The following is a 21,581-nucleotide window of genomic DNA, read 5'->3' as shown; positions in this document are numbered from 1 at the left end:
GCTCATGAGTCCCACCGCCGCAACCAAAGTCCTGATCATTGGTTACGTCTGGCCCGAACCCCGCTCCTCCGCCGCCGGCGGGCACATGATGCAGATCCTCCAGAGCTTCCTCGAACAGGGCTGGGAGCTGACCTTCAGCAGCCCGGCCAACGAGGGCGAACACAAGGAAGACCTGACGGCCCTGGGCATTCGTGAATGCCCGATCGAACTCAACAACGCCAGCTTTGACCGTTTCGTCGCCAAGCTGGCACCGGATATCGTGCTGTTCGACCAGTTCATGATGGAGGAACAGTTCGGCTGGCGGGTGGAGCAGCATTGCCCGAATGCCCTGCGGGTGCTGGAGACCTCCGACCTGCAATGCCTGCGTCATGCCCGGCACCAGCGCCTCAAGGATGTTCTCAAGGAGGGCACCGAGGAAGACGACTTCAGCCCGCTGTTCGCCCAGGCGCCGGAGCAGGAATTCCAGCACATGGCCGTCACCGACCTGGCCAAGCGCGAGATCGCCGCCATCTATCGCTGCGACCTGAGCCTGATGATCTCCGAGGTGGAAATCGAGCTGCTGGTGCAGCAGTTCCACTTGCCGCCGGCCCTGCTGCACTGGTGCCCGCTGATGCTCGAGCAACTGCCGCAGGGCTTTGCTCCCTTCGAGCAGCGGGCGCACTTGCTGAGCATCGGCAACTTTCGCCATGCGCCGAACTGGGACGCCGTGCTATGGATGAAGAACCGCGTATGGCCGCTGATCCGCCAGCAATTGCCCGGCGCGCAATTGCACCTGTACGGCGCCTACACCCCGCCCAAGGCCGCGGCGCTGCACAACCCGGCCCAGGGCTTTCACATCATGAACTGGGCCGAGGATGCGCTGCAGGTGATGAGTGCAGCGCGGATCTGCCTGGCGCCCCTGCGTTTCGGCGCCGGGATCAAGGGCAAGCTGCTCGATGCCATGCTTTGCGGCACGCCCAGCGTCACCACCCCGGTGGGCAGCGAATCCATGTCCCAGGACGGCCTGCCATGGCCGGGGGCGGTGGCTGAATCCGCCAGTGGCCTGGCGGCGGCCGCGGTGCGCCTCTATCAGGACCGGCAGCTGTGGGAGCAGGCCCAGGCGGATGGCCGGCAGTTGCTCGAAGCGCGCTACCGCCAGCAAGTCCACGGCCCGGCGCTGATCCAGCGCCTGCAACACTGCCGCCAGCACCTGGAGCAACTGCGCCGGGACAACTTCACTGGCGCCATGCTGCGTCACCACCATCACAAGAGCACCCAGTACATGGCGCAGTGGATCGAAGCGAAAAACCGCCCGGCCTCCTGACCCTTCTTCGCTGGCGCACTGCCGGCGGTGCGCTTGCCGGCGAACAGGCCCTGGGATTTGCGCCGAACGTTAGGCCGCCTTCGCTGGCAAGCCAGCTCCTACAGCTGGCGTGATGTCGGCGGTGTTCTTGTTAGGAGCCGGCTTGCCGGCGAACAGGGCGCCAACCCTGAAAACGCCTTCTCTGGTGCGCGAGCGGGCCACGAGGCATTATCAGCCGGGCCTACAACAAGAACAGGCCCGCGCCATGAGCCGACCCGGCAAGATCACCGACCCCTCCTATGAGTTGATGGACGACCACAACGGCCTGTCCATCATCTATCGCCAGCACGGCTTCCCCTGCCCTCTGGTGCGCTGGCATTTCCACAAGGAATACGAGCTGCACCTGATAGTCGCCAGCTCCGGCAAGGTGTTCATCGGCGACTACATCGGCAACTTCTACCCGCAGACGCTGTTTCTCACCGGCCCCAACCTGCCCCACAACTGGATCAGCCAGGTGGCCGAGGACGAAGTGGTGGCCAAGCGCGACATGCTGGTGAACTTCACCGATGAGCTGTTCGACAGTGGCAGCCAGGTGTTCGCCGAGCTGAAGAACCTCAGCCCGCTGCTGGAGCGGGCGCAGTACGGCATCGAGTTCCGCTGCCCGCAAACCATCGCCCAGGCCCTGCCGCTGATGCAGCGCATCGCCGACTCCAGCGGCATCACCCGCCTTGGCCACTTCCTCATCCTCATGGAGCTGCTGGCGGCCTGCGACGACTACCAGTTGCTGTCCGGCGCCACCAGCGTGCAACTGGCGGACGAACACAGCGTCGACCGCACCAACCGCGCGGTGGACTACATCTTTGCCCACTACGCCCGGGAGTTGCCCCTGGAGGAAGTGGCCGACTACCTGGGCATGAAGCCCAGCTATTTTTCCCGGGTGTTCAAGCAGGCCACGGGGCGCTGCTTCGTCGAGTTCGTCAACCGGCTGCGCATCAGCAAGTCCTGTGAACTGCTGGCCGACGGCGACAAACCGGTGACCGACGTGTGCTTCGAGTCGGGCTTCAACAACATTTCCAACTTCAACCGGCGCTTCCAGCAGCTCAAGGGCATGACCCCCTCCCACTACCGCCGCCTGGCGGTGCAACGCCTGACCGAACAGAACCTCGGCTGAGGACCCACGCTCGGCGCAGGGCTCAAGGGCCTCTTCGCCGGCAAGCCGGCTCCTACAAGGGCACCCCCAATATCACACCAGCGAAGGCGCCCCCACGCCCGGCGCCAGGAACAATCGCCCGCAAGAGCCAACAAACCGGTCCAGGCTTGGTAAACGAGACCCGTTCAGCTTCCGTTCAGCAGTTGTCAATAATCTTCATTTAGCAATGAGTATCATTATGTTACAAATTACCCCCTAGCCTATTTGCCCACCGGTGCTGAATGCTCGTTCCATTTCTGATCATGTTGCGCGAAGGGATTGAAGCCGCGCTTATCGTTGGCATCATCGCCAGCTACCTGAAACAGACTGGCCGTGGCCAGTGGATGCCCGCCGTGTGGATCGGGGTCTTCCTCGCCGCGGCCCTGGCCCTGCTGGTGGGCGGCGGCCTGGAACTGATGAGCGCCGAATTCCCGCAGAAGCAGCAGGAACTCTTCGAAGGCATCGTCGGCCTGGTGGCCGTCGGCATCCTCAGTTCCATGGTGTTCTGGATGCGCAAGGTGGCGCGTTCGATCAAACATTCCCTGCATGTCTCCCTGGACCACGCCCTGGCCGGCTCCAAGCACCAGGTCACGGCGCTGATCGCCATGGTGTTCTTCGCCGTGGCCCGCGAAGGCCTGGAAACCGTGTTCTTCCTGCTGGCGGTGTTCCAGCAGAGCGAAGGCCCGGGCGCGCCCGTAGGCGCCCTGCTGGGCCTGATCTCAGCGATCATCGTCGGCTTCCTGATCTACACCGGCAGCATGCGCCTGAACCTTGGCGCCTTCTTTCGCTGGACCGGGCTGTTCATCCTGGTGGTGGCCGCCGGCATCCTCGCCAATTCGGTGCAGGCCCTGCATGAAGCCGGGGTCTGGAACCACCTGCAGACCGTACTCTTCGACTTCAGCGCCAGCCTGCCCATGGATGGCCCGGTGGGTTCGGTACTGGCCGGCATGTTCGGCTACCAGGACGCCCCCACCATCAGCACCCTCGGCGCCTATGTGCTGTACCTGGCCGTGACCCTGGTGCTGTTCTTCCTGCCCGGCGGCGCCCCAGCCAAGGCGCCCGGCTCAACGTCTTCCGTTTCCAGTCAGTAAGGCTCCCCATGACCCAGCAAGCCTCTCCCCAGGCCTCGCCTCCCCGCGCTCTGCGCTGGGCGGTTGCCGGTTCGGTGATCGTCATGATCTCCGCCGGCGGGCTGTTCTACTACGCCTCGCAACTGGCCGCCAGCAAGCGCCAGGCCCACCAGGGCGAGATCACCGTGACCATCCACCCCAAGAGTTGTGAACCCAACGCGCTGACAGTCCCGGCCGGGCGCGCCAGCTTCCGCATCGTCAACCGTTCGGATCGCGCCGTGGAATGGGAAATTCTCGACGGCGTGCTGGTGGTAGAGGAACGGGAAAACATCGCCCCGGGCCTGAGCCAGGTGATCAACGCCAACCTGCAGCCAGGGGACTACGCCATCACCTGCGGGCTTTTGAGCAACCCCCGCGGCACCCTGCACGTGACCCCGACCGCCGAGTCCGACGCCCAGGCCAAGGCGCGGCCGTCGATGGTGGCCTTTATCGGCCCGCTGTCGGAGTTCCGGGTCTACCTCAGCACCCAGGGCAGTGCCCTGGTCAAGGCAGTGAACGCCTTGCAGCAGGCCATAGACGCCGGCGACCTGAAACAGGCCCAGGCGCTGTACCTGCCGGCCCGCGCAGCCTATCAGCGCCTGGCCCCGGCGGCCCAGCGCCTGGCCGAGCTGGACAACACCATCAACGCCCGCGCCGATTATTTCGAACAACGCGAACAGGATTCGGGCTTCAGCGGTTTCCACCGCCTGGAATACGGCCTGTTCCAGAAAAATGACCTGGCAGGCCTGGCTCCCGTAGCTCAGCGCCTGTCCAGCGACGTGGTCAGCCTCAAGGAACAGTTGCTGGCCCAGACCCTGCCACCGGAGCAATTGGTGAGCATCATCGCGCGCAACATGCGCAGCCTGGCCGACCTGCGGGCCAGCAGCGGTGAAGAAGAACGCTACAGCCACAGCGACCTCAACGGCTTTGCCGCCAACCTGGAAACCACGCGCAAGGTCATCGACCTGCTGCGGCCGCTGCTGGCCAAGTCCGCGGCCCAATTGCTGCCCCAGGTGGACAGCGCCGCCGATGCCCTGGCCACTCGCCTGGCCAGCCTGCGCGACGGCTTCGGCTATGTGGCCTACGACCAGGTCGACGCCCGGCAGCGCAAAGAGATCGCCGACAAAGCCAAGGCCCTGGCCGACGCCCTCGACGCTATTGATCCCGCACTTGGCCTTTCCGGCCTGTAACAAGACGAGTTTTCAATGAACGATTCAGATCAGCCCAATCCGTCTTTTTCCGCCCAGCGTCGGCGCGTGCTGCTGGGCATGGGCGCCGCCGGCGTGGCCCTGGCCGGCAGCAGCCTGAGTTGCCCGGCCATGGCCGCCGCGCCCGCCCAGGTCACCGAAGCCCCCAGCAGCGACAAGACCCAGGACCGCCACGACTTCCATGGCCAGCATCAGAGCGGTATCGTCACCCCGCGCCCGGCCGCGGGCATGCTGGTGTCCTTCGATGTGCTGGCCAGCGACCGCGACGACCTGGAACGGCTGTTTCGCACCCTCGACCAACGCATTGCCTTTCTCATGCGCGGTGGCCCGGTGGCCCAGGTGGACCCGAAGCTGCCGCCCCTGGACTCCGGCATCCTCGGCCCGGTGGTGACCCCGGACAACCTGACCATCACCGTCTCGGTGGGCGAATCGCTGTTCGACGAGCGCTTCGGCCTGGAGGCGGCCAAACCCAAGCGCCTGATCCGCATGGTGGGCTTCCCCAACGATGCCCTGGAGCCCGCCTGCTGCCACGGCGACCTGAGCCTGCAGTTCTGCTCCAACACCGCCGACACCAACATCCACGCCCTGCGCGACATCGTGAAGAACCTGCCCGACCTGCTGCTGGTGCGCTGGAAACAGGAAGGCAGCGTACCGCCCCAGGCCCCGGCCAAGCCCGGCGAGCCGGCGCAGAGTGCGCGCAATTTCCTGGGCTTTCGCGATGGCTCGGCCAACCCCGACTCCAACGACCCGAAGGCCATGCAGCAGATCGTCTGGGTCCAGCCCGGCAGTGACGAACCGGCCTGGGCAGCCCATGGCAGCTACCAGGCAGTGCGGATCATCCGCAACTTCGTCGAACGCTGGGACCGCACCCCGCTGCAGGAGCAGGAAAGCATCATCGGCCGGATCAAGACCAGTGGCGCGCCCATGGACGGCCAGAAGGAAAGCCAGGTGCCCGACTACGCCCGGGACCCCCATGGCAAGGTCACCAAGCTCGACGCCCACATCCGCCTGGCCAACCCGCGCACTGCCCAGAGCCAGCAGAACCTGATCCTGCGCCGGCCGTTCAACTACTCCAACGGGGTCAACAAGAACGGCCAGCTGGACATGGGCCTGCTGTTCATCTGCTACCAGGCCGACCTGGAGAAAGGCTTCATCGCCGTACAGACCCGTCTGAACGGCGAACCCCTGGAGGAGTACCTCAAGCCCACTGGTGGCGGTTACTTCTTCACCTTGCCGGGGGTCACCGGCGAAGAGGATTTCATCGGGCGTTCGCTGCTCGATGCCACCCGACCTAAAAGCACTGCCTGACACCCCTAACACAACAACCCCCACGGAAAAGTCCCATGAAAAAGTCGCCTCTCGCTGTGTTGCTGACCCTTGGCTTGCTCCACGCGCCGCTTTCGGCGTTCGCCGCAACTGCGCCCCTGGAGCTGGTGGGGCCGATCTCCGACTACAAGATCTACGTCACCGAGCAGCTCGACGAACTGGCCAGTCACACCCAGCAGTTCACCGATGCGGTGAAAAAGGGCGACCTGGCCGCCGCCAAGAAGCTCTACGCGCCGACCCGGGTCTACTACGAGTCGATCGAACCGATCGCCGAGCTCTTCAGTGACCTGGACGCGTCCATCGACTCCCGGGTCGACGACCACGAGAAAGGCGTCAAGGCCGAAGACTTCACCGGCTTCCACCGCCTGGAATACTCGCTGTTCTCGGAAAACAGCACCGAAGGCCTGGGCGAGCTGGCCGACGGCCTGAACAAGGACGTCAAGGACCTGCAGACCCGCGTCGCCGGCCTGACCTTCCCGCCGGAAAAAGTCGTGGGTGGCGCCGCCGCGCTGCTGGAAGAAGTGGCCGCAACCAAGATCTCCGGTGAAGAAGACCGCTACAGCCATACCGACCTCTACGACTTCCAGGGCAACATCGACGGGGCGAAGAAAATCGTCGACCTGTTCCGTCCGCAGATCGAGAAGCAGGACAAGGCCTTTGTCGCCAAGGTGGACAAGAACTTCGCCACGGTGAACAAGATCCTGGCCAAGTACAAAACCCCTGACGGCGGCTTCATGACCTACGACAAGGTCAAGGAAAACGACCGCAAGGCCCTGGTAGGCCCGGTCAATACCCTGGCCGAAGACCTCTCCACCCTGCGCGGCAAACTGGGCCTGAACTGAGCCCGGAACCCAACACGCCATCCTCCCTGTAGGAGCTGGCTTGCCAGCGAAAGCGGCCCTAGGCACAGCACCCGCCTCAAGGCCCTCTTCGCCGGCAAGCCGGCTCCTACACAGGCAGAACAGCACCCCGCTACCCCCGTAGAAGCTGGCTTGCCAGCGAAAGCGGCCCTAGGCACAACGCCCGACTCAAGGCCCTCTTCGCCGGCAACATCATCACGAATGCAGATAAGCCTGGGCTGTGACACGTTATCCCGTTAACGTTCACGGCCCATCGACTTTCATGGAAGACCCTTCATGCCTCGCTCCACAGCCGCCAGCGCGCCGCTGACCGTCAGACCCTTCTCGCTGGTTCCACTGATGGCCGCCTATATGGCCTGCACCATGTCGATGATGGCCTTCGTCTCGCTGATCGGCCCGATCTCCCGGGCCCTGCACCTGGAAACCTGGCATGCCGGCGCGGCCGTCACCGTTTCCGGGGTGATCTGGATGCTCCTGGCACGCCCCTGGGGCCAGGCCAGCGACCGCTTCGGCCGGCGCCGGGTGCTGCTGCTGGGCACCGCCGGCTTCACCCTCGCCTACTGGGCCTTGTGCCTGTTCATCGACCTGTCGCTGCAGTCGCTGCCCAGCGTCGCCATGGCCTTTCTCGGCCTGATGCTCGGCCGCGGCTTGATCGGCGCCTTCTACGCGGCGATCCCGGTGGGCGGCTTCGCCCTGATCGCCGATAACGTCGAACCTCAGCACCGCGCCCGTGCCATGGCCACCCTGGGCGCCGCCAACGCCGTGGGCCTGGTGCTGGGCCCGGCGGTGGCCGCGCTGCTGGCGCGCTACAGCCTGAGCCTGCCGTTCTACGCCATGGCGGTGCTGCCGTTGCTGGCATTCCTGGTGCTGCGCTACCAACTGCCGCGCCAGGAACTGCACCTGGCCCAGGCCCCGACCCGGGTACGCCTGGGCGACCCGCGACTGCGCCGGCCCATGGTGGTGGCCTTTGTCGCCATGCTCTGTGTGTCGGTGGCCCAGATCACCGTCAGCTTCTATGCCCTGGACCGGCTGCACATGAGCCCCGCCGATGCCGCCCAGACGGCCGGGGTGGCCCTGGCCATGGTCGGCGTGGCGCTGATCTGCGCGCAGTTGGTGGTGCGCAAGCTGGAATGGCCGCCGCTGCGGATGATCCGCTACGGCGCCCTGCTGTCGGCGCTGGGTTATGCCGGCAGCATGCTGGTGGACAGCGCCTGGGGCTTGTGGCTGGCGTTCTTTGTATCGGCGGCAGGCATGGGTGGGGTGTTTCCGTCGTTCTCGGCCCTGGCGGCGAATGCCGTAGAGGCCTCGGAACAGGGCGCGACTGCCGGCAGCATCGGCGCCGCCCAGGGCCTGGGCGTGGTCATCGGGCCCATGGCCGGCAGCCTGATCTACGCTATCGAACCGCGCCTGCCCTACCTGCTGGCAGCGGTGCTGCTGGTACTGATCGCGATCTGGCCCGCCCCGCAGCCCAAAGACCTGTAGCTGCTGCAGGCTGCGAACGGCTGCAAATCAGACGCCGCTCTTGAGGTTGCTGAAGGCCCTGCGGACCTTTGCGCAGCCTCGCAGGCTCGGCAGCGGCTACAGGTACTGCGCTGCTTTTGTAGCCGCTGCCGCAGGCTGCGAACGGCTGCGAAGCAGACGCCGCTCTTGAGGTTGCTGAAGGTCCTGCGGACCTTTGCGCAGCCTCGCAGGCTTGGCAGCGGCTACAGGTACTGCGCTGCTTTTGTAGCCGCTGCCGCAGGCTGCGAATGGCTGCGAAGCAGACGCCGCTCTTGAGATTGCTGAAGGTCCTGTGGACCTCGGCGGCGGCTATGGGTTAAAGCATGCGGTAGAGCAAGCGCTCGATGCGCACGCGGCTGACCCGGCGCAGGAACTTGCCCACGGCCTCGGGATAGTCCACCAGGCTGTCCAGGTACTGAAAGTGCTCGATGCGGCGGGTATGGCGATAGATCTCGGCCTGTTCGGCGTTGCGCGCCTGCAGCAGCTCGCCCTTGGGGTCGTCCAGCAACAGGGCGTTTTCCAGGTCCAGGCGGAAGGCCCGCGGGTTGAGGTTGTTGCCGGTGAGCAAGGTATAGCGCTCATCGACCCACATGCCCTTGAGGTGGTAGGTGTTGTCACCGTCACGCCACAGGTGCAGGTTCAACTGGCCGTTGTCGATCACTTTCTGATGCCGCTTGGCAAAACGCCGCAGGCTGATTTCATACAGATAAGGCAGCGCGGCGATCACCTTGAACGGCTCGCTGGGCGGGATATAGAAGTCGTTGGCGGTCTTGTCGCCGACGATGATGTCGATCTTCACCCCGCGCTCCAGGGCCCGGTTGATCTCCCGGGTCACCGGCAGCGGCAGGTTGAAATACGGGGTGCAGATGGTCAGCTGGCGCTGGGCGCCGGCAATCAGCTCGCAGATCACCCGGTTCAACGGGTTGCCCTTGCCCACCCCGAGCAACGGGCTGACCGACAGCCCGCTCTTGTCCAGGCCACCGGCAGTGGTGTCGTAGGTGGCGTGCTTGAGGCGGCTGCGCAGATCGCCGATGTCGTTGCGCAGGCTGCGGGTGGTGGGCAGGTTCGGCAGGTCCAGGCGGTGCACTGCCCGCGACTCCACCAGGCCGTGCTGCACCAGGTGGTGCATGGAGTCGGCCAGGGCCTGGTTGTGCAGCAGGTGGTAACGGTCGAAGCGGTACTTGTCGAACTTGTGCAGGTACACGTTGTTCAGGCTGGCGCCGCTGTAGAGCACGCAGTCGTCGATGATGAAACCCTTGAGGTGCAGCACCCCGAACAGCTCGCGGGTCTGAACCGGCACGCCGTAGATCGGCACCTCGCTGGCGTGAGTGCGGGTCATTTGCTGGTACCAGGCCGAGTTGCCCGGCTGCTTGCCGGCACCGATCAGGCCGCGCTGGGCCCGCAACCAGTCAACCACGACCACCACTTCCAGCTCGGGGCGGGCGGCCTTGGCGGCGTGCAGGGCATCGAGGATTTCCTGGCCGGCTTCATCCTGTTGCAGGTACAGCGCGACGATGTAGATGCGCCGGCGTGCCTGGGCAATCTGCTCCAGCAGCGTGCGACGAAACTGCGCAGCGCCGGTCAGCGTGGTGAAAGCCTCGGCGGCCAGTGGGAAGCTGCGCAGCTTGGGCAGCAGGGAACGTTTGAAAAGCGACGGCATTAGGGCTCGCAGTGGCTCAAATCCAAAGAGCGCAAGAGCTTACACCATGGACCGGCCGGAGTCCCCTGCCTGGCATGTATAACGCCCTCCCTCAGCAAAGCAACCGCCCGCTGTGCGCAGGAGCCGGCTTGCCGGCGAATGGGCCCCCAGCCCTGCGCAAGGCGCAATGACACCTTCGCTGGCAAGCCAGCTCCTACAAAGGGTAATGGCCAGTTTCGAAGAAAAACAAAAAATATAATTGACCAAGGAGAACGATCGTTCTACTGTTCGCCACATGAACGAAATCATGCACTCTGAAACCCGAGACATCATCCTCGATGTCACCGAGAAACTGATCTACCAGAACGGCATTGCCGCCACCGGCATGGATCTTCTGGTGAAGACCGCCGGCGTCTCGCGCAAGAGCGTCTACCGCTATTTCACCAACAAGGACGAGCTGGTGGTGGCCGCCCTGGAGCGTCGCGATCAGCGCTGGATGCACTGGTTCTGCAGCGCGGTGAACCAGGCCGCGACCCCGGCCCTGCGCCTGCTGGCGCTGTTCGACGTGCTCAAGGACTGGTTCGCAACCCCCGGTTTTCGCGGCTGCGCCTTTATCAACACCAGTGGCGAAACCGGCGACCCGCAAGACCCGGTGCGCCAAGTAGCAAAACGGCACAAACAGAACCTGCTCGACTACGTGACCGAGCTTTGCCAGGAACATGGCGTGCAACATCCTGAGGAACTGGCAGCGCAACTGCTGATCCTGATCGATGGCGCCATTACCGTTGCCCTTGTGATGGGCAATCACAGTGCTGCTGATAATGCGCAATGCATGGCGCGAAAGTTATTGGACCTCTGATTGTTTTAAACAAGAGCAGCCTCTTTGTTTGAACAGCAACTTTCATTGGAGACAGATCATGTCGTCTAACGCTCAAGTGCGCCCGCCCCTTCCGCCTTTCACTCGCGAGTCGGCGATTGAAAAGATCCGCCTGGCCGAAGATGGCTGGAACTCCCGGGACCCGGAGCGGGTATCCCTGGCCTATACCCTGGATACCCAATGGCGCAACCGCGCCGAGTTCGCCCACAACCGCGAAGAGGCCAAGGCGTTCCTGACCCGCAAATGGGCCAAGGAACTGGATTACCGCCTGATCAAGGAACTGTGGGCCTTTACCGACAACCGTATTGCCGTGCGCTACGCCTACGAATGGCACGACGACTCGGGTAACTGGTTCCGTTCCTACGGCAACGAAAACTGGGAGTTTGACGAACAGGGTTTGATGGCCCGGCGCTTTGCCTGCATCAACGACATGCCGATCAAGGCCCAGGAGCGCAAGTTCCACTGGCCCCTGGGCCGCCGGCCCGACGATCACCCGGGCCTGAGCGAACTGGGCCTGTAATCACCACCGCCTCCGCGCTTGTAGGAGCTGGCTTGCCAGCGAAAGCGCCCTCAAGCCCGGCACAAGGCTCCGAGGCCCGTTCGCCGGCAAGGGGCGGTTCAGGCGGCGGCTTCCTGTTCCTTGGACCGCGCCCGAGCCTCCAGCTCGCGTACCAGGGGCAGCACGCGCTGGCCGAAATACTCCACCTCTTCCTGGAAATGCAGGAACCCGGCCAGTACCAGGTCCACACCCACCGCCTTCAACTCCACGATGCGCTGGGCAATCTGCTGTGGCGTGCCGATCAGATTGGTCTTGAACCCGTCGTTGTACTGCACCAGGTCCTCGAAACTCGACTTGGCCCAGTTGCCCTCGCCTTCGGGGGACGCCTTGCCGGCCTGCCGGGCGGCGTCACCGAAGGCATTCACCGCCTCCGGGTCGGCCTGATCGATGATTTGCTGCAACACCGCCCGCGCCTCCTCTTCGGTGTCCCGGGCGATCACGAAGGCGTTCACTCCGATCTTCACCGAGTGCTGGTTGGCCGCGGCCTTGGCGCGGATGTCATCGACCTGGGCCTTGATCCCCTCGACACTGTTGCCGTTGGTGAAGTACCAGTCCGAAACCCGGGCCGCCATGTCCCGGGCAGCCCGCGAGCTGCCGCCCTGGAAGATCTCCGGCTGGCCCAGGGGCTTGGGCTTGAGGCTGTAGTGGTCGAAGCGATAGAAATCGCCCCTGAAGGTGAAGGCATCCTGGCTCCAGACCCCGCGCAGGCAGCGAATGAATTCCTCGGACCGGCGATAGCGCTCGTCGTGCTCCAGCCAATGCTCGCCAATGGCCTGGAACTCACCCTTGAACCAACCGCTGACGATGTTCACCGCAATACGGCCATTGGTCAGTTGGTCGATGGTCGCCAGTTGCTTGGCCGCCAGGGCCGGCTGCCAGGGCCCGGGCAGGATCGCCGCAATCACCTTGAGCTTGTCGGTGGCCGCCAGCAGTGCGTGGCTGAAAGCCACCGACTCGTGCTGGTACTCGGCGCCATAGCCAGCGGTGAAGCGGATCTGGGTCAGGGCGTATTCGAAGCCGGCCTGCTCGGCGATCTGCGCCAGCTTGCGGTTGTAGTCGATGCCCCAATGGGTGCGTTGCTCGATCTTGCTGACCACCAGCCCACCGCTGACGTTGGGCACCCAGTAGGCAAATTTCACAGCTTGCTGACTCATGGTTCGGTCCTCGGGACTTGGGAAAGTACCCCGGAGCAGAGCAGCAAGCGTGCCAGGGCCTGGAAGCCCTCGGCGCGTAGGCCGCCAGACGCCGTGTGGAGCCTCAAGCACGCCCTCTCCCGGGCAATGGCTGAGGCTCGCTGCCTGCGGCGGCGCGGGGCCGGCCAACCCTGGAAACGGGCTGTTTTGTTGATGAACTGTTGGCGGAGCAACAGTTGCAGGCGCTCTGCCGGAGCCCTTGCCCCGGCAAACCGGCGTTTGCGGCTTCGGCATGGTGTGTGCAATCGGCCTGGACCCTGCAGCGCTTTTTTCTGCCGAACCCAGGAGCTACACCATGACTGAACACCAGGTAATCAATCCGCTGTCCGTGGGGGTCGACTACGAGACCCTGGCCGCAGGCTTTCGCCCGATCTTCCAGCGCATCGCCAGTGGCGCGGTGGAACGGGAACAGCAACGCAAACTGCCCTACGAGCCCATCCAGTGGCTCAAGGAATCCGGATTCGGCGCGGTACGGGTGCCGCTGGAATATGGCGGTGGCGGCGCTTCCCTGCCCCAGCTGTTCCAGCTGCTGATCGAGCTGGCCGAGGCCGACGCCAACGTGCCCCAGGCCCTGCGCGGGCACTTTGCCTTTGTCGAGGATCGGCTCAATGCCACGCCCGGGCCGGGCCGGGACCTGTGGTTCAAGCGCTTTGTCGAAGGCGATATCGTCGGCTGCGCCTGGACCGAAATCGGCGCCGTGGACATCGGCCAGGTCATCACCAAAGTCTCTCCAGATGGCGAAAAATGGCGCCTCAACGGCGAAAAGTTCTACAGCACCGGAAGCATTTTCTCCGACTGGATCGATGTCTATGCCCAGCGCACGGACACCGGTGGCGACGTGATTGCCGCGGTGCGCACCCGCCAGCCGGGCATCGAGCAGAGCGACGATTGGGACGGCTTCGGCCAGCGCACCACCGGCAGCGGCACCTCGCGCTTCCAGGACGCTGAAGTGGACGCCGAGAACATCATCGACTTCGCAACCCGCTTCAAATACCAGACCGCTTTCTACCAGCTGGTGCTGCTGGCGACCCTGGCCGGCATCGGCCGCGCGGCGCTACGTGATGTGGCCCACGAAGTGCGGGTGCGCAAGCGCATCTATAGCCACGGCAACGCGCCCCAGGCCAGCGCCGATGCCCAGGTGCAGCAGGTGGTGGGCGAGATCGCGGCCCTGGTGTATGCCGCCGAAGCCGCCGCCCTGCGTGCTGCAGCCCCTGCGCAACAGGCCTACCTGGCGCGCTTTGCCGGGGATCCGGCCCAGGAGCGCGCGGCCAATGTGGCGGCGGAAATCGAATCGGCCACGGCCCAGGTGGTGGTCACCGAACTGGTCCAGCGCGCCACCAGCGAGCTGTTCAATGCCCTGGGGGCTTCGGACATTCGCCAGGGCAAGGCCCTGGACCGGCACTGGCGCAATGCGCGCACCGTGTCTTCGCACAACCCAGTGATCTACAAGGCGCGGATCGTCGGCGACTGGAAGATCAACGGCAGCGAGCCACCCTTTGTCTGGCAGATTGGCAACGGCCCCCAGCGCTGACCTCAGGCACCGCCCCCCGTAGGAGCTGGCCTGCCAGCGGAGGCGTCATCCAGGCGAGCGCTCGGCCCAGCGGCCTCTTCGCCGCCAAGCCGGCTCCTGCAGCGAAATCTCGGCGCACCGCCCCGTAGGAGCTGGCTTGCCAGCGAAGGCGTCATCCAGGCGGGCGCTCGGTTCAGGGAGAGGCATCCGACCAAGGTCGAGGCGGTCGCGCGGCGGGCTGGGTTGCAGGTAATATGGCGGACTTTCGCGCAGCCCCCTTTGCGCTTCTCGCCGAAATAAGCCGACCCCATGCCCTTCGAACTCAGCGTAGACCTGACCACCCTCGCCATTCTCGCCCTCGTGGCCTTCATCGCCGGTTTCATCGACGCCATTGCCGGCGGCGGCGGCCTGCTCACCACCCCGGCCCTGCTCACCGCCGGCCTGCCGCCGCATCTGGTGCTGGGCACCAACAAACTCAGCTCGACCTTCGGCTCGGCCACCGCCAGCTTCACCTTCTATCGGCGCAAGCTGTTCCACCCCAGGCAATGGACCCACGCCATTGTCGGCACCCTGGTGGGCGCCCTGACCGGGGCCATCGTCGCTCACTACCTGCCGGCGGAATGGCTGAACAAGATGCTGCCGGTGATCGTCTTCGCCTGCGGCCTGTACCTGCTGTTCGGCGGCACGCCCAAGGCGCCACTGGACAGCGACGCACCGATCAAGAAGAAGTGGCAATCGAGCCAGGGCTTTAGCCTGGGCTTCTATGACGGCGTAGCCGGCCCCGGGACCGGGGCGTTCTGGACCGTGAGCAGCCTGCTGCTCTACCCCATCGACCTGGTCAAGGCCAGCGGCGTGGCCCGCAGCATGAACTTCGTCAGCAACATCGCGGCGCTGTCGGTGTTCGTGTTTTCCGGGCAGGTGGACTGGATCATCGGCCTGTGCATGGGCCTGTCGGTGATGGTCGGGGCCTTCTTCGGCGCACGCACCGCCATTAGCGGTGGTGCCAAGTTCATTCGCCCGGTGTTCATCACCGTGGTCCTCGGGCTGACCGTGCGCCTAGCCTGGCAGCACTGGTTCAGCGTGGCCTAGGCGGCGCGCCACATAGAGATCGATCAGGTAGCGGGCAATCGAGCGCGAGGCCGGCAACGGCGGTAGCGCATGGACGCTGAACCACTGGGCGTCCTCGATCTCGTCTTCCTGGGGAATGATCTCGCCGCCGGCGTATTCGGCGTGAAAGCCCAGCATCATCGAATGGGGGAACGGCCAGCATTGGCTACCCACGTACTGGATGTTCCTGACTTCAATGCTCACCTCTTCGCGCACCTCGCGAATCAGACAGTCCTCCGCCGACTCGCCCGGCTCGGCAAAGCCTGCCAGGGTGCTGTAGACCCCGGTGACGAAGCGCGGCGAACGAGCCAGGAGGATTTCGTCACCGCGGGTGATCAGCACGATCATGCTCGGTGAAATGCGCGGGTAGCTGCGCAGGTCGCAAGGCTGGCAATACATCGCCCGCTCCCCCGGCACCTGGGCCATGGGCCGCCCGCAACTGCCGCAGTACCGGTGCTCCCGGGCCCAGGTGCCGATCTGCGCGGCATAGCCCAGGACCTTGTACAGGGTGTGATCGCCCTCCAGCATGAAGGCCCGCAGGCCTTTCCAGCCGCAGCCCGGCACTTCGGCGCGGGCGCTCAGTTCCAGCAGGTACACCGGCTCGCCATCGAGATGGCCGATGCCGTGTTCCGCCAGCAGCGGCAGGTCCTGGCCCTTGAGCCAGTGCCGGGGGAACAGCGCGCCGTTGTCGTCGTAGAGAAAGCCGTCCGGGCCGCGGGCCACGGCCCAGCCGCCGGGAAGGTCGGTGTCGAGTACTGCGGTGGTCCAGCGTTCAATCATCGTCAATCAATCCAGAAATTCGGGTTTCTGTTTGCTCATATGGGCGGCGATGGCCACGCGCAAGTCGTTGGACTGCAACATGGCAGCGTTCCAGGTGGCGACATATTCCAGGCCGTCATCAATACGGTGGTCACGCATGTAGCTGAGCATTTCCTTGGTGCCGCTGACCGCGATCGGCGACTTGGCGGCGATCTCCCGGGCAATTCCCATGACCCCGTCCAGCAGGCTTGCGGCATCGCTGTAGGTCCGGTTGACCAGGCCAATGCTGCGTGCTTCCTCGGCACCGAAGGTGCGCCCAGTGTAGGCCAGCTCGCGCAGGATGCCGTCGCCGATGATACGTGGCAAACGTTGCAGTGTGCCGACATCCGCAGCCATGCCGATATCGATTTCCTTGATCGAGAATTGCGCATCGTCCGCGGCGTAACGCATGTCGCAGGCGCTGATCAGGTCGATGGCGCCCCCCAGGCAATAGCCCTGGATCGCCGCCAGCACCGGCTTGCGGCAGTTGTCCACGGCGTTGAACGAGGCCTGCAGCTGGAAGATCTTGCGCCGCAGCAGGCGCGCGTTGCGGCCCACATCCTTGCCCAGTTCGTTGGCCACCCCGGCCAGCATCATCAGGTCGATGCCCGAAGAGAAATGCTTGCCGGCACCGCTGAGCACCACCACGCGCACTGCGTCGGTGTCGTCGATCCAGCGGAAGATCTCGACGATCTCGCTCCAGAACGCGGCGTTCATGGCGTTGATCTTTTCCGGGCGGTTGATCTGCACATGGGCGATGTTGTCAGCAAGTTCGACGCGAAAGGCTTGGTATTCGGACATGGCAGTGATCCTTTACTGGGCAGAAAATGAGGGCCGAACTATAGCAAGTGGCGGCGGCGGGCCGTAAGGCAGCGCATCGGCCAAAAGCGGGACTGGCCACCGCCCCTGCAGGCGCCGGCTTGCCGGCGAAGAGGCCCCTGAATAACGCCTTCGCTGGCAAGCCAGCGCCTACATGGGGGCGATGTGGGGGTGATTAGCTCAGCCTTGCCGGGTGCAATAGAAGGCGGCGGTCGTGTAAGGCACGGTGACCTGGGCCTTGCCCCGCAGCTGCGGCTCGCTGTCGATCAGGGCGGCGATCTGCCGGTCCACGGCCTCGCGCTCGGCCTGGGGCAAGGCGGCGATGAAGCTGGTGGAGCGCACACGGTTGAAGATCACGTCCTCCGGCGTGCCGCTGTGGCCCTGGGTGAAATGCTGTTCCTGCAGAGGCCCGAAACCCGGATGGGGAAAGGCCTGGCGCCAGGCACCGGTGTAATAGCGCGGGGTATCGGCCTGCAAGGCATTGACGATGGCGTCCAGGCGCGCCACCCAGGGCACCCGGGCATCCCGCAGGTTCCACACCAGGGCCAGCTTGCCGCCGGGCTTGAGCACGCGATGGATTTCCTCCAGTGCCGCGCGGTGGGCAAACCAGTGAAAGGCCTGGGCACAGACCAGCACATCCACCGAGGCATCCTTGAGCGGCAGCGCCTCGGCGCTGCCCTCCAGCACCTGGGCCTCGGGCTGGGCCGCCGCCAGCCTGGCGCGCATTTGCTCGACTGGCTCCACCGCGATCACTTGGGCCCCTGTGGCCAGCAAGCGGCCGGTGAACTTGCCGGTGCCGGCGCCCAGGTCCACCACCACCCTGCCCGGCCCGAGGCCCAGCGTCTCCCGCAGCCAGGGCTCAAGGGCTGGCGGATAGTCCGGCCGGCCCCGCACATAGGTATCGGCGGCCTGTTGGTAGCCGTCGGCCGCAGCATGATGAATCGCCTGATCGTTCATGGATGAACCTCCTCATTGCGGGTGAGTACGAACAGGATAAACCGTGCCCGACAACAGACAGCATGAAACTCCTGTCAGTTGCACCCCCGTTGCAGGAGCAGGCTGTAGGAGCTGGCTTGCCAGCGAAGGCGTTATCCGCAGGGGCGCTCGGCTCAGGGGCCTCTTCGCCGCCAAGCCGGCTCCTCCAACGAATCCGCGCCGCACCGCCTGGTAGGCGGCCTTGAGACAAGCGCTGGGCTCTGCGGCCCTTTCACCGGCAAGCCGGCTCCTACGGATTCAGGCCCTGGGCGGGGGCGGCAGGCTCAGGCGAAAACGCGCGCCGCCCAGGGGCGAGGCTTCCACGGTCAGGGTGCCGTCCTGGGCTTCCAGGGCCCGGCGGCTGATCGCCAGGCCCAGGCCGAAGCCGCCGGTGGCGCGGTCGCGGCTGCGGTCCAGGCGGTAGAACGGCTCGAACACCCGCTCGCGCTCGTCGTCGGGAATGCCGATGCCGTCATCGTCGACCCAGATCTCGCAGCCGTCGTCGCTGACCAGCACCCCCACCTGGATGCGTTTCTCGCAATAACGGGTGGCATTGCGCAGCAGGTTCTGCAAGGCCCGGGCGGTCAGCCGCGGGTCCAGGGTGAAACGTTCCAGGGCACCGTGCAGCAGGACGTCGATGACGATATCCGACTCCAGCTCATCGTCGACACTGCCCAGGATGCTGTCGATGAACTCGTCCAGGGACACCTCGATCTGCTCCGGCAGGCACGCCGGGTTCTGCAGGCGGCTGTAGGACAGCAGCTCCAGTACCAGTTCATCCAGTTCGCGAATGTGCGCCACCAGCCCTTGCAGGCGCTCGCGGCTGGCCGCCGGCAAATCGTCGGAGAGCGCCAGGGCCAGGCCGAAATCCAGCCGGGTCAGGGGCGTGCGCAGTTCGTGGGACACCGCGTTGAGCAGGTCACGCTGCTGGTTCAGGAGTTTTTCGATATCCCCGGCCATGGTGTCGAAGACATTGGCCAGGCTGCCGATGTTGGAACTGGCGGGCAGCTGGGTGCGCTCGCCCAGATGGCCCTTGCCGAAGCGTTCGGCGGTGCGCTTGAGGCGCTCCAGGTCACGCCAGTGCGGGCGCACCCAGAGCAGCAGGCAGGCCAGCAGCACGGCGACGATCAGGACATTGATGCTCCAGTACAGCAGGTTGACGTCCAGCGGGTCCGGCGGCACCACCAGCTTCACCGCCAGTTGCTCATCCAGCGGCGACACCGCCAGGGTGCGCCAGCCCCAATCGCCCAGGCGCACCACTTTCTCGCCGCGTTGCAGGCGCTCGCGCTCGTAATCGCTGAAATCCGGGTCGTCGATGCGCACCAGGGCCACCTGCAGCGGGTGGAACTCCTCGTCCATCTCCTTGACCAGGGTCGGCCACTGCTGCGCCGGCAAGGCGCGGAACTGCTTGACGATCAGGCTCTGCAGGCCCCGGGACTGGTCCAGGTTGTAGTCCAGGAAACGCTCGTGGAAAACCTTGATCACCAGGTCCGGGATCAGGTAGATCGCGGCGCTGAAGGCAATGATGGTGATCAGGTACAGACGGACCAGGATGCGCAGCATGGAATCAGCATTCCCACTCGGAACGACTGAACAGGTAACCCTTGCCCCACACGGTCTTGATCTTGCGCGCCTCGCCGGCGTGATCGTCGAACTTGCGCCGCAGCTTGGAGATCGCCACGTCCACCGAACGATCGGTGCCGTTGAACTCGATGCCCCGCAGGCGCTGCAGGATCTGGTCGCGGCTCAGCACTTCACCGGCATGCCGGGCCAGCACCACCAGCAGGTTGTACTCGCCGCTGGACAGCTCCACCAACTGCTCGCGCCAGGTCACGGTGCGCTCCGACAGGTCGATGCACAGGTTGCCCATGAGGATCTGGTCGCTGGCGCTCTGCGGTTCGCTGAGGCTGCTGCGGCGCAACAAAGTACGGACCCGGGCCAGTAGCACTCGCGGTTCGCAAGGTTTTGTCACATAGTCGTCGGCGCCCATTTCCAGACCCAGCACCTGATCATGGCTATCATCCCGCGCGGTCAGCATCAGGATCGGCAGGGTCGCCGAGTCGGCGCGCAACAGGCGGCAGACTTGCAGGCCATCCAGGCCCGGCAGCATCAGGTCGAGGATCACCAGGTCCGGGGGGCTGGCCTTGGCCCGCTCCCGCACCTGGTCACCACGGCTGATCACGCTGACCTGATAGCCATTGCGTTCCAGGTAGCTGGCGATCAGTTCGGACAGCGCAGTGTCGTCTTCGACAAGAAGAATATTGGGCATGGAGAGCGATCTTTATTGAAGAAATACAGAATACCGGCGTTCTTTATAAGGCACCGGGCAAAACCAGCAAGGCGCCAAGGATATACAACCCTGGCCGCACCGGTGCGCAGGCTTCACACTTTTTCACACAGCACCTACACAGCTTCACAGCGGGCCTTGACCCATGCCCTTAGCATGCCGAGGTCATTATTGGGGTATCAGCATGTCGAATAAACTCTTTGCGCCATTCTGCCTGGTCGTTCTGGCAGCGGCGCTGAGCGCGTGTGGCAAGACCGAAGGCGAGCAGACGCCGCCACCGGCCAAGGTACGGATCGAAACCGTACAGAGCCAGGCCCTGTCCATCACCAGCGAACTGAGCGGGCGCATCGCCGCGCCACGGATCGCCGAAGTCCGCGCCCGGGTGGCCGGGGTGGTGCTGCAACGGACCTTCCGCGAAGGCTCCGACGTCAAGCAGGGCGAGGTCTTGTTCCGCATCGACCCGGCCCCGTTCAAGGCTGACCTGGACAGCGCCCAGGCCAGCCTGCGCAAGGCCGAGGCCACCGCCTTCCAGGCGCAGTTGCAGGAGCAGCGCTATTCCAAGCTGGTCGCCGACCAGGCCATCAGCGGCCAGGAATACGACAATGCCCGGGCTGCGGCACGCCAGGCCAGCGCCGACGTCGCCGCCAACCAGGCCGCGGTGCAGCGGGCCAAGCTCAACCTCGGCTATGCCACCGTCACCGCGCCGATTTCCGGCCGGGTCGGCCGCGCCCTGGTCACCGAAGGCGCCCTGGTGGGCCAGAACGAGACCACGCCGCTGGCGCTGATCCAGCAACTGGACCCGATCCACGCCGACCTGACCCAGTCCACCCGTGAACTCAACGACCTGCGCCGGGCCTTCCGCGCCGGCCAGTTGCAGCAGGTGGGCAAGGACCAGGCCAAGGCGACCCTGATCCAGGACGACGGCAGCCTCTACCCGCTGCCGGGCAAGCTGTTGTTCGCCGATATCAGCGTTGACCCGAGTACCGGGCAGATCATCCTGCGCAGCGAGTTCCCCAACCCGGACCTCGACCTGCTGCCCGGCAGTTTCGTGCGCGTGCGCCTGGAACAGGCGGTCAACCAGCAAGGCATCAGCGTGCCGCAGCGGGCCATCCAGCGCGACAGCGCCGGCATCGCCCAGGTGCTGCTGGTGGATGCGCAAAACAACGTGGTGCAGCACCCGGTGCAACTGGGTGGAGTGCAGAACGATCGCTGGATTGTCACCGAGGGCCTCAAGCCCGGTGACCGGGTGATTGTCGAAGGCCTGCAACACGCCCGCCCCGGCGAGCCGGTGGAAATCGACGCCAGCCCCCTTGCGCACGTCCAGAACCCTGGCCAGTAGGTAG

Annotated in this window: 19 protein-coding genes; 12 read left to right on the top strand and 7 right to left on the bottom strand. The window is 65.0% G+C overall.

Features of this window, described 5'->3' with window-relative positions; genetic code table 11:
- The first annotated feature begins 4 nt into the window (after positions 1-4).
- From BM382_RS02280 to BM382_RS02250, 7 genes are all read left to right on the top strand, one after another.
- Positions 5-1,303 (top strand): glycosyltransferase, encoded by a 1,299-nt coding sequence (locus BM382_RS02280; RefSeq protein WP_072441692.1) that lies wholly within the window; start codon positions 5-7, stop codon positions 1,301-1,303.
- A gap of 244 nt (positions 1,304-1,547) precedes the next feature.
- Positions 1,548-2,453: an AraC family transcriptional regulator gene (locus BM382_RS02275; RefSeq protein WP_011061537.1), complete on the top strand. Its 906-nt coding sequence runs from the start codon at positions 1,548-1,550 to the stop codon at positions 2,451-2,453.
- Positions 2,454-2,713: 260 nt separating this feature from the next.
- A complete protein-coding gene (gene efeU, locus BM382_RS02270) occupies positions 2,714-3,562 on the top strand; it encodes an iron uptake transporter permease EfeU (protein ID WP_072441689.1) in 849 nt (282 codons plus the stop codon).
- An 8-nt stretch (positions 3,563-3,570) separates the two neighbouring features.
- Positions 3,571-4,770 carry an iron uptake system protein EfeO gene (gene efeO, locus BM382_RS02265; RefSeq protein ID WP_072441686.1) on the top strand — a complete coding sequence of 400 codons (1,200 nt, stop codon included), beginning with the start codon at positions 3,571-3,573 and terminating at the stop codon, positions 4,768-4,770.
- 15 nt (positions 4,771-4,785) lie between these two features.
- Positions 4,786-6,096 carry an iron uptake transporter deferrochelatase/peroxidase subunit gene (gene efeB / locus BM382_RS02260; protein WP_011061540.1) on the top strand — a complete coding sequence of 437 codons (1,311 nt, stop codon included), beginning with the start codon at positions 4,786-4,788 and terminating at the stop codon, positions 6,094-6,096.
- Positions 6,097-6,131: 35 nt separating this feature from the next.
- Positions 6,132-6,956, top strand: a complete 825-nt coding sequence (gene efeO / locus BM382_RS02255; RefSeq protein WP_011061541.1) for an iron uptake system protein EfeO — start codon at positions 6,132-6,134, stop codon at positions 6,954-6,956.
- A gap of 294 nt (positions 6,957-7,250) precedes the next feature.
- Positions 7,251-8,456, top strand: coding sequence for an MFS transporter (locus BM382_RS02250; RefSeq protein WP_011061542.1), 1,206 nt, complete (start codon positions 7,251-7,253; stop codon positions 8,454-8,456).
- Positions 8,457-8,790: 334 nt separating this feature from the next.
- On the opposite strand, the gene pssA is transcribed toward BM382_RS02250, so the two are convergent.
- The gene (pssA, locus tag BM382_RS02245; RefSeq protein WP_011061543.1) at positions 8,791-10,134 is read right to left on the bottom strand and encodes a CDP-diacylglycerol--serine O-phosphatidyltransferase; all 1,344 of its coding nucleotides are present in this window, start codon (positions 10,132-10,134) and stop codon (positions 8,791-8,793) included.
- Positions 10,135-10,408: 274 nt separating this feature from the next.
- Here pssA and BM382_RS02240 point away from each other — a divergent pair, with 274 nt between their 5' ends.
- On the top strand, positions 10,409-10,972 hold the full coding sequence (locus BM382_RS02240) for a TetR/AcrR family transcriptional regulator (RefSeq protein ID WP_053151874.1): 564 nt from the start codon (positions 10,409-10,411) through the stop codon (positions 10,970-10,972).
- Between the two features lie 58 nt (positions 10,973-11,030).
- On the top strand, positions 11,031-11,510 hold the full coding sequence (locus BM382_RS02235; RefSeq protein ID WP_011061545.1) for a nuclear transport factor 2 family protein: 480 nt from the start codon (positions 11,031-11,033) through the stop codon (positions 11,508-11,510).
- 98 nt (positions 11,511-11,608) lie between these two features.
- Here the strand turns inward: BM382_RS02235 and sfnG are convergent, their stop codons facing one another.
- Positions 11,609-12,703, bottom strand: coding sequence for a dimethylsulfone monooxygenase SfnG (gene sfnG / locus BM382_RS02230; protein WP_011061546.1), 1,095 nt, complete (start codon positions 12,701-12,703; stop codon positions 11,609-11,611).
- Between the two features lie 334 nt (positions 12,704-13,037).
- Here sfnG and BM382_RS02225 point away from each other — a divergent pair, with 334 nt between their 5' ends.
- Together BM382_RS02225 and BM382_RS02220 are read left to right on the top strand one after the other, a co-directional pair.
- The gene (locus BM382_RS02225) at positions 13,038-14,273 is read left to right on the top strand and encodes an acyl-CoA dehydrogenase family protein (protein ID WP_011061547.1); all 1,236 of its coding nucleotides are present in this window, start codon (positions 13,038-13,040) and stop codon (positions 14,271-14,273) included.
- 288 nt (positions 14,274-14,561) lie between these two features.
- Positions 14,562-15,341 carry a TSUP family transporter gene (locus BM382_RS02220; RefSeq protein ID WP_011061548.1) on the top strand — a complete coding sequence of 260 codons (780 nt, stop codon included), beginning with the start codon at positions 14,562-14,564 and terminating at the stop codon, positions 15,339-15,341.
- On the opposite strand, the gene nudC is transcribed toward BM382_RS02220, so the two are convergent.
- From nudC to BM382_RS02195, 5 genes are all read right to left on the bottom strand, one after another.
- Complete coding sequence (gene nudC, locus BM382_RS02215) at positions 15,309-16,139, bottom strand: NAD(+) diphosphatase (protein ID WP_011061549.1); 831 nt, start codon at positions 16,137-16,139, stop codon at positions 15,309-15,311. The two genes, BM382_RS02220 and nudC, sit on opposite strands and share 33 nt — an antisense overlap.
- Positions 16,140-16,145: 6 nt before the next feature.
- Positions 16,146-16,958, bottom strand: a complete 813-nt coding sequence (locus tag BM382_RS02210) for a crotonase/enoyl-CoA hydratase family protein (protein ID WP_015635797.1) — start codon at positions 16,956-16,958, stop codon at positions 16,146-16,148.
- 198 nt (positions 16,959-17,156) lie between these two features.
- Positions 17,157-17,933: a class I SAM-dependent methyltransferase gene (locus BM382_RS02205; RefSeq protein ID WP_015635798.1), complete on the bottom strand. Its 777-nt coding sequence runs from the start codon at positions 17,931-17,933 to the stop codon at positions 17,157-17,159.
- Between the two features lie 276 nt (positions 17,934-18,209).
- On the bottom strand, positions 18,210-19,514 hold the full coding sequence (locus BM382_RS02200; RefSeq protein WP_011061551.1) for an ATP-binding protein: 1,305 nt from the start codon (positions 19,512-19,514) through the stop codon (positions 18,210-18,212).
- Between the two features lie 4 nt (positions 19,515-19,518).
- The gene (locus BM382_RS02195; protein ID WP_011061552.1) at positions 19,519-20,220 is read right to left on the bottom strand and encodes a response regulator; all 702 of its coding nucleotides are present in this window, start codon (positions 20,218-20,220) and stop codon (positions 19,519-19,521) included.
- Between the two features lie 202 nt (positions 20,221-20,422).
- Here BM382_RS02195 and BM382_RS02190 point away from each other — a divergent pair, with 202 nt between their 5' ends.
- Positions 20,423-21,577, top strand: a complete 1,155-nt coding sequence (locus tag BM382_RS02190) for an efflux RND transporter periplasmic adaptor subunit (RefSeq protein ID WP_011061553.1) — start codon at positions 20,423-20,425, stop codon at positions 21,575-21,577.
- Positions 21,578-21,581 lie beyond the last annotated feature (4 nt).

Source organism: Pseudomonas sp. NFPP25 (assembly GCF_900116505.1).
Classification (GTDB): domain Bacteria; phylum Pseudomonadota; class Gammaproteobacteria; order Pseudomonadales; family Pseudomonadaceae; genus Aquipseudomonas; species Aquipseudomonas protegens.
This window is presented reverse-complemented; position numbering and strand designations above follow the sequence as displayed.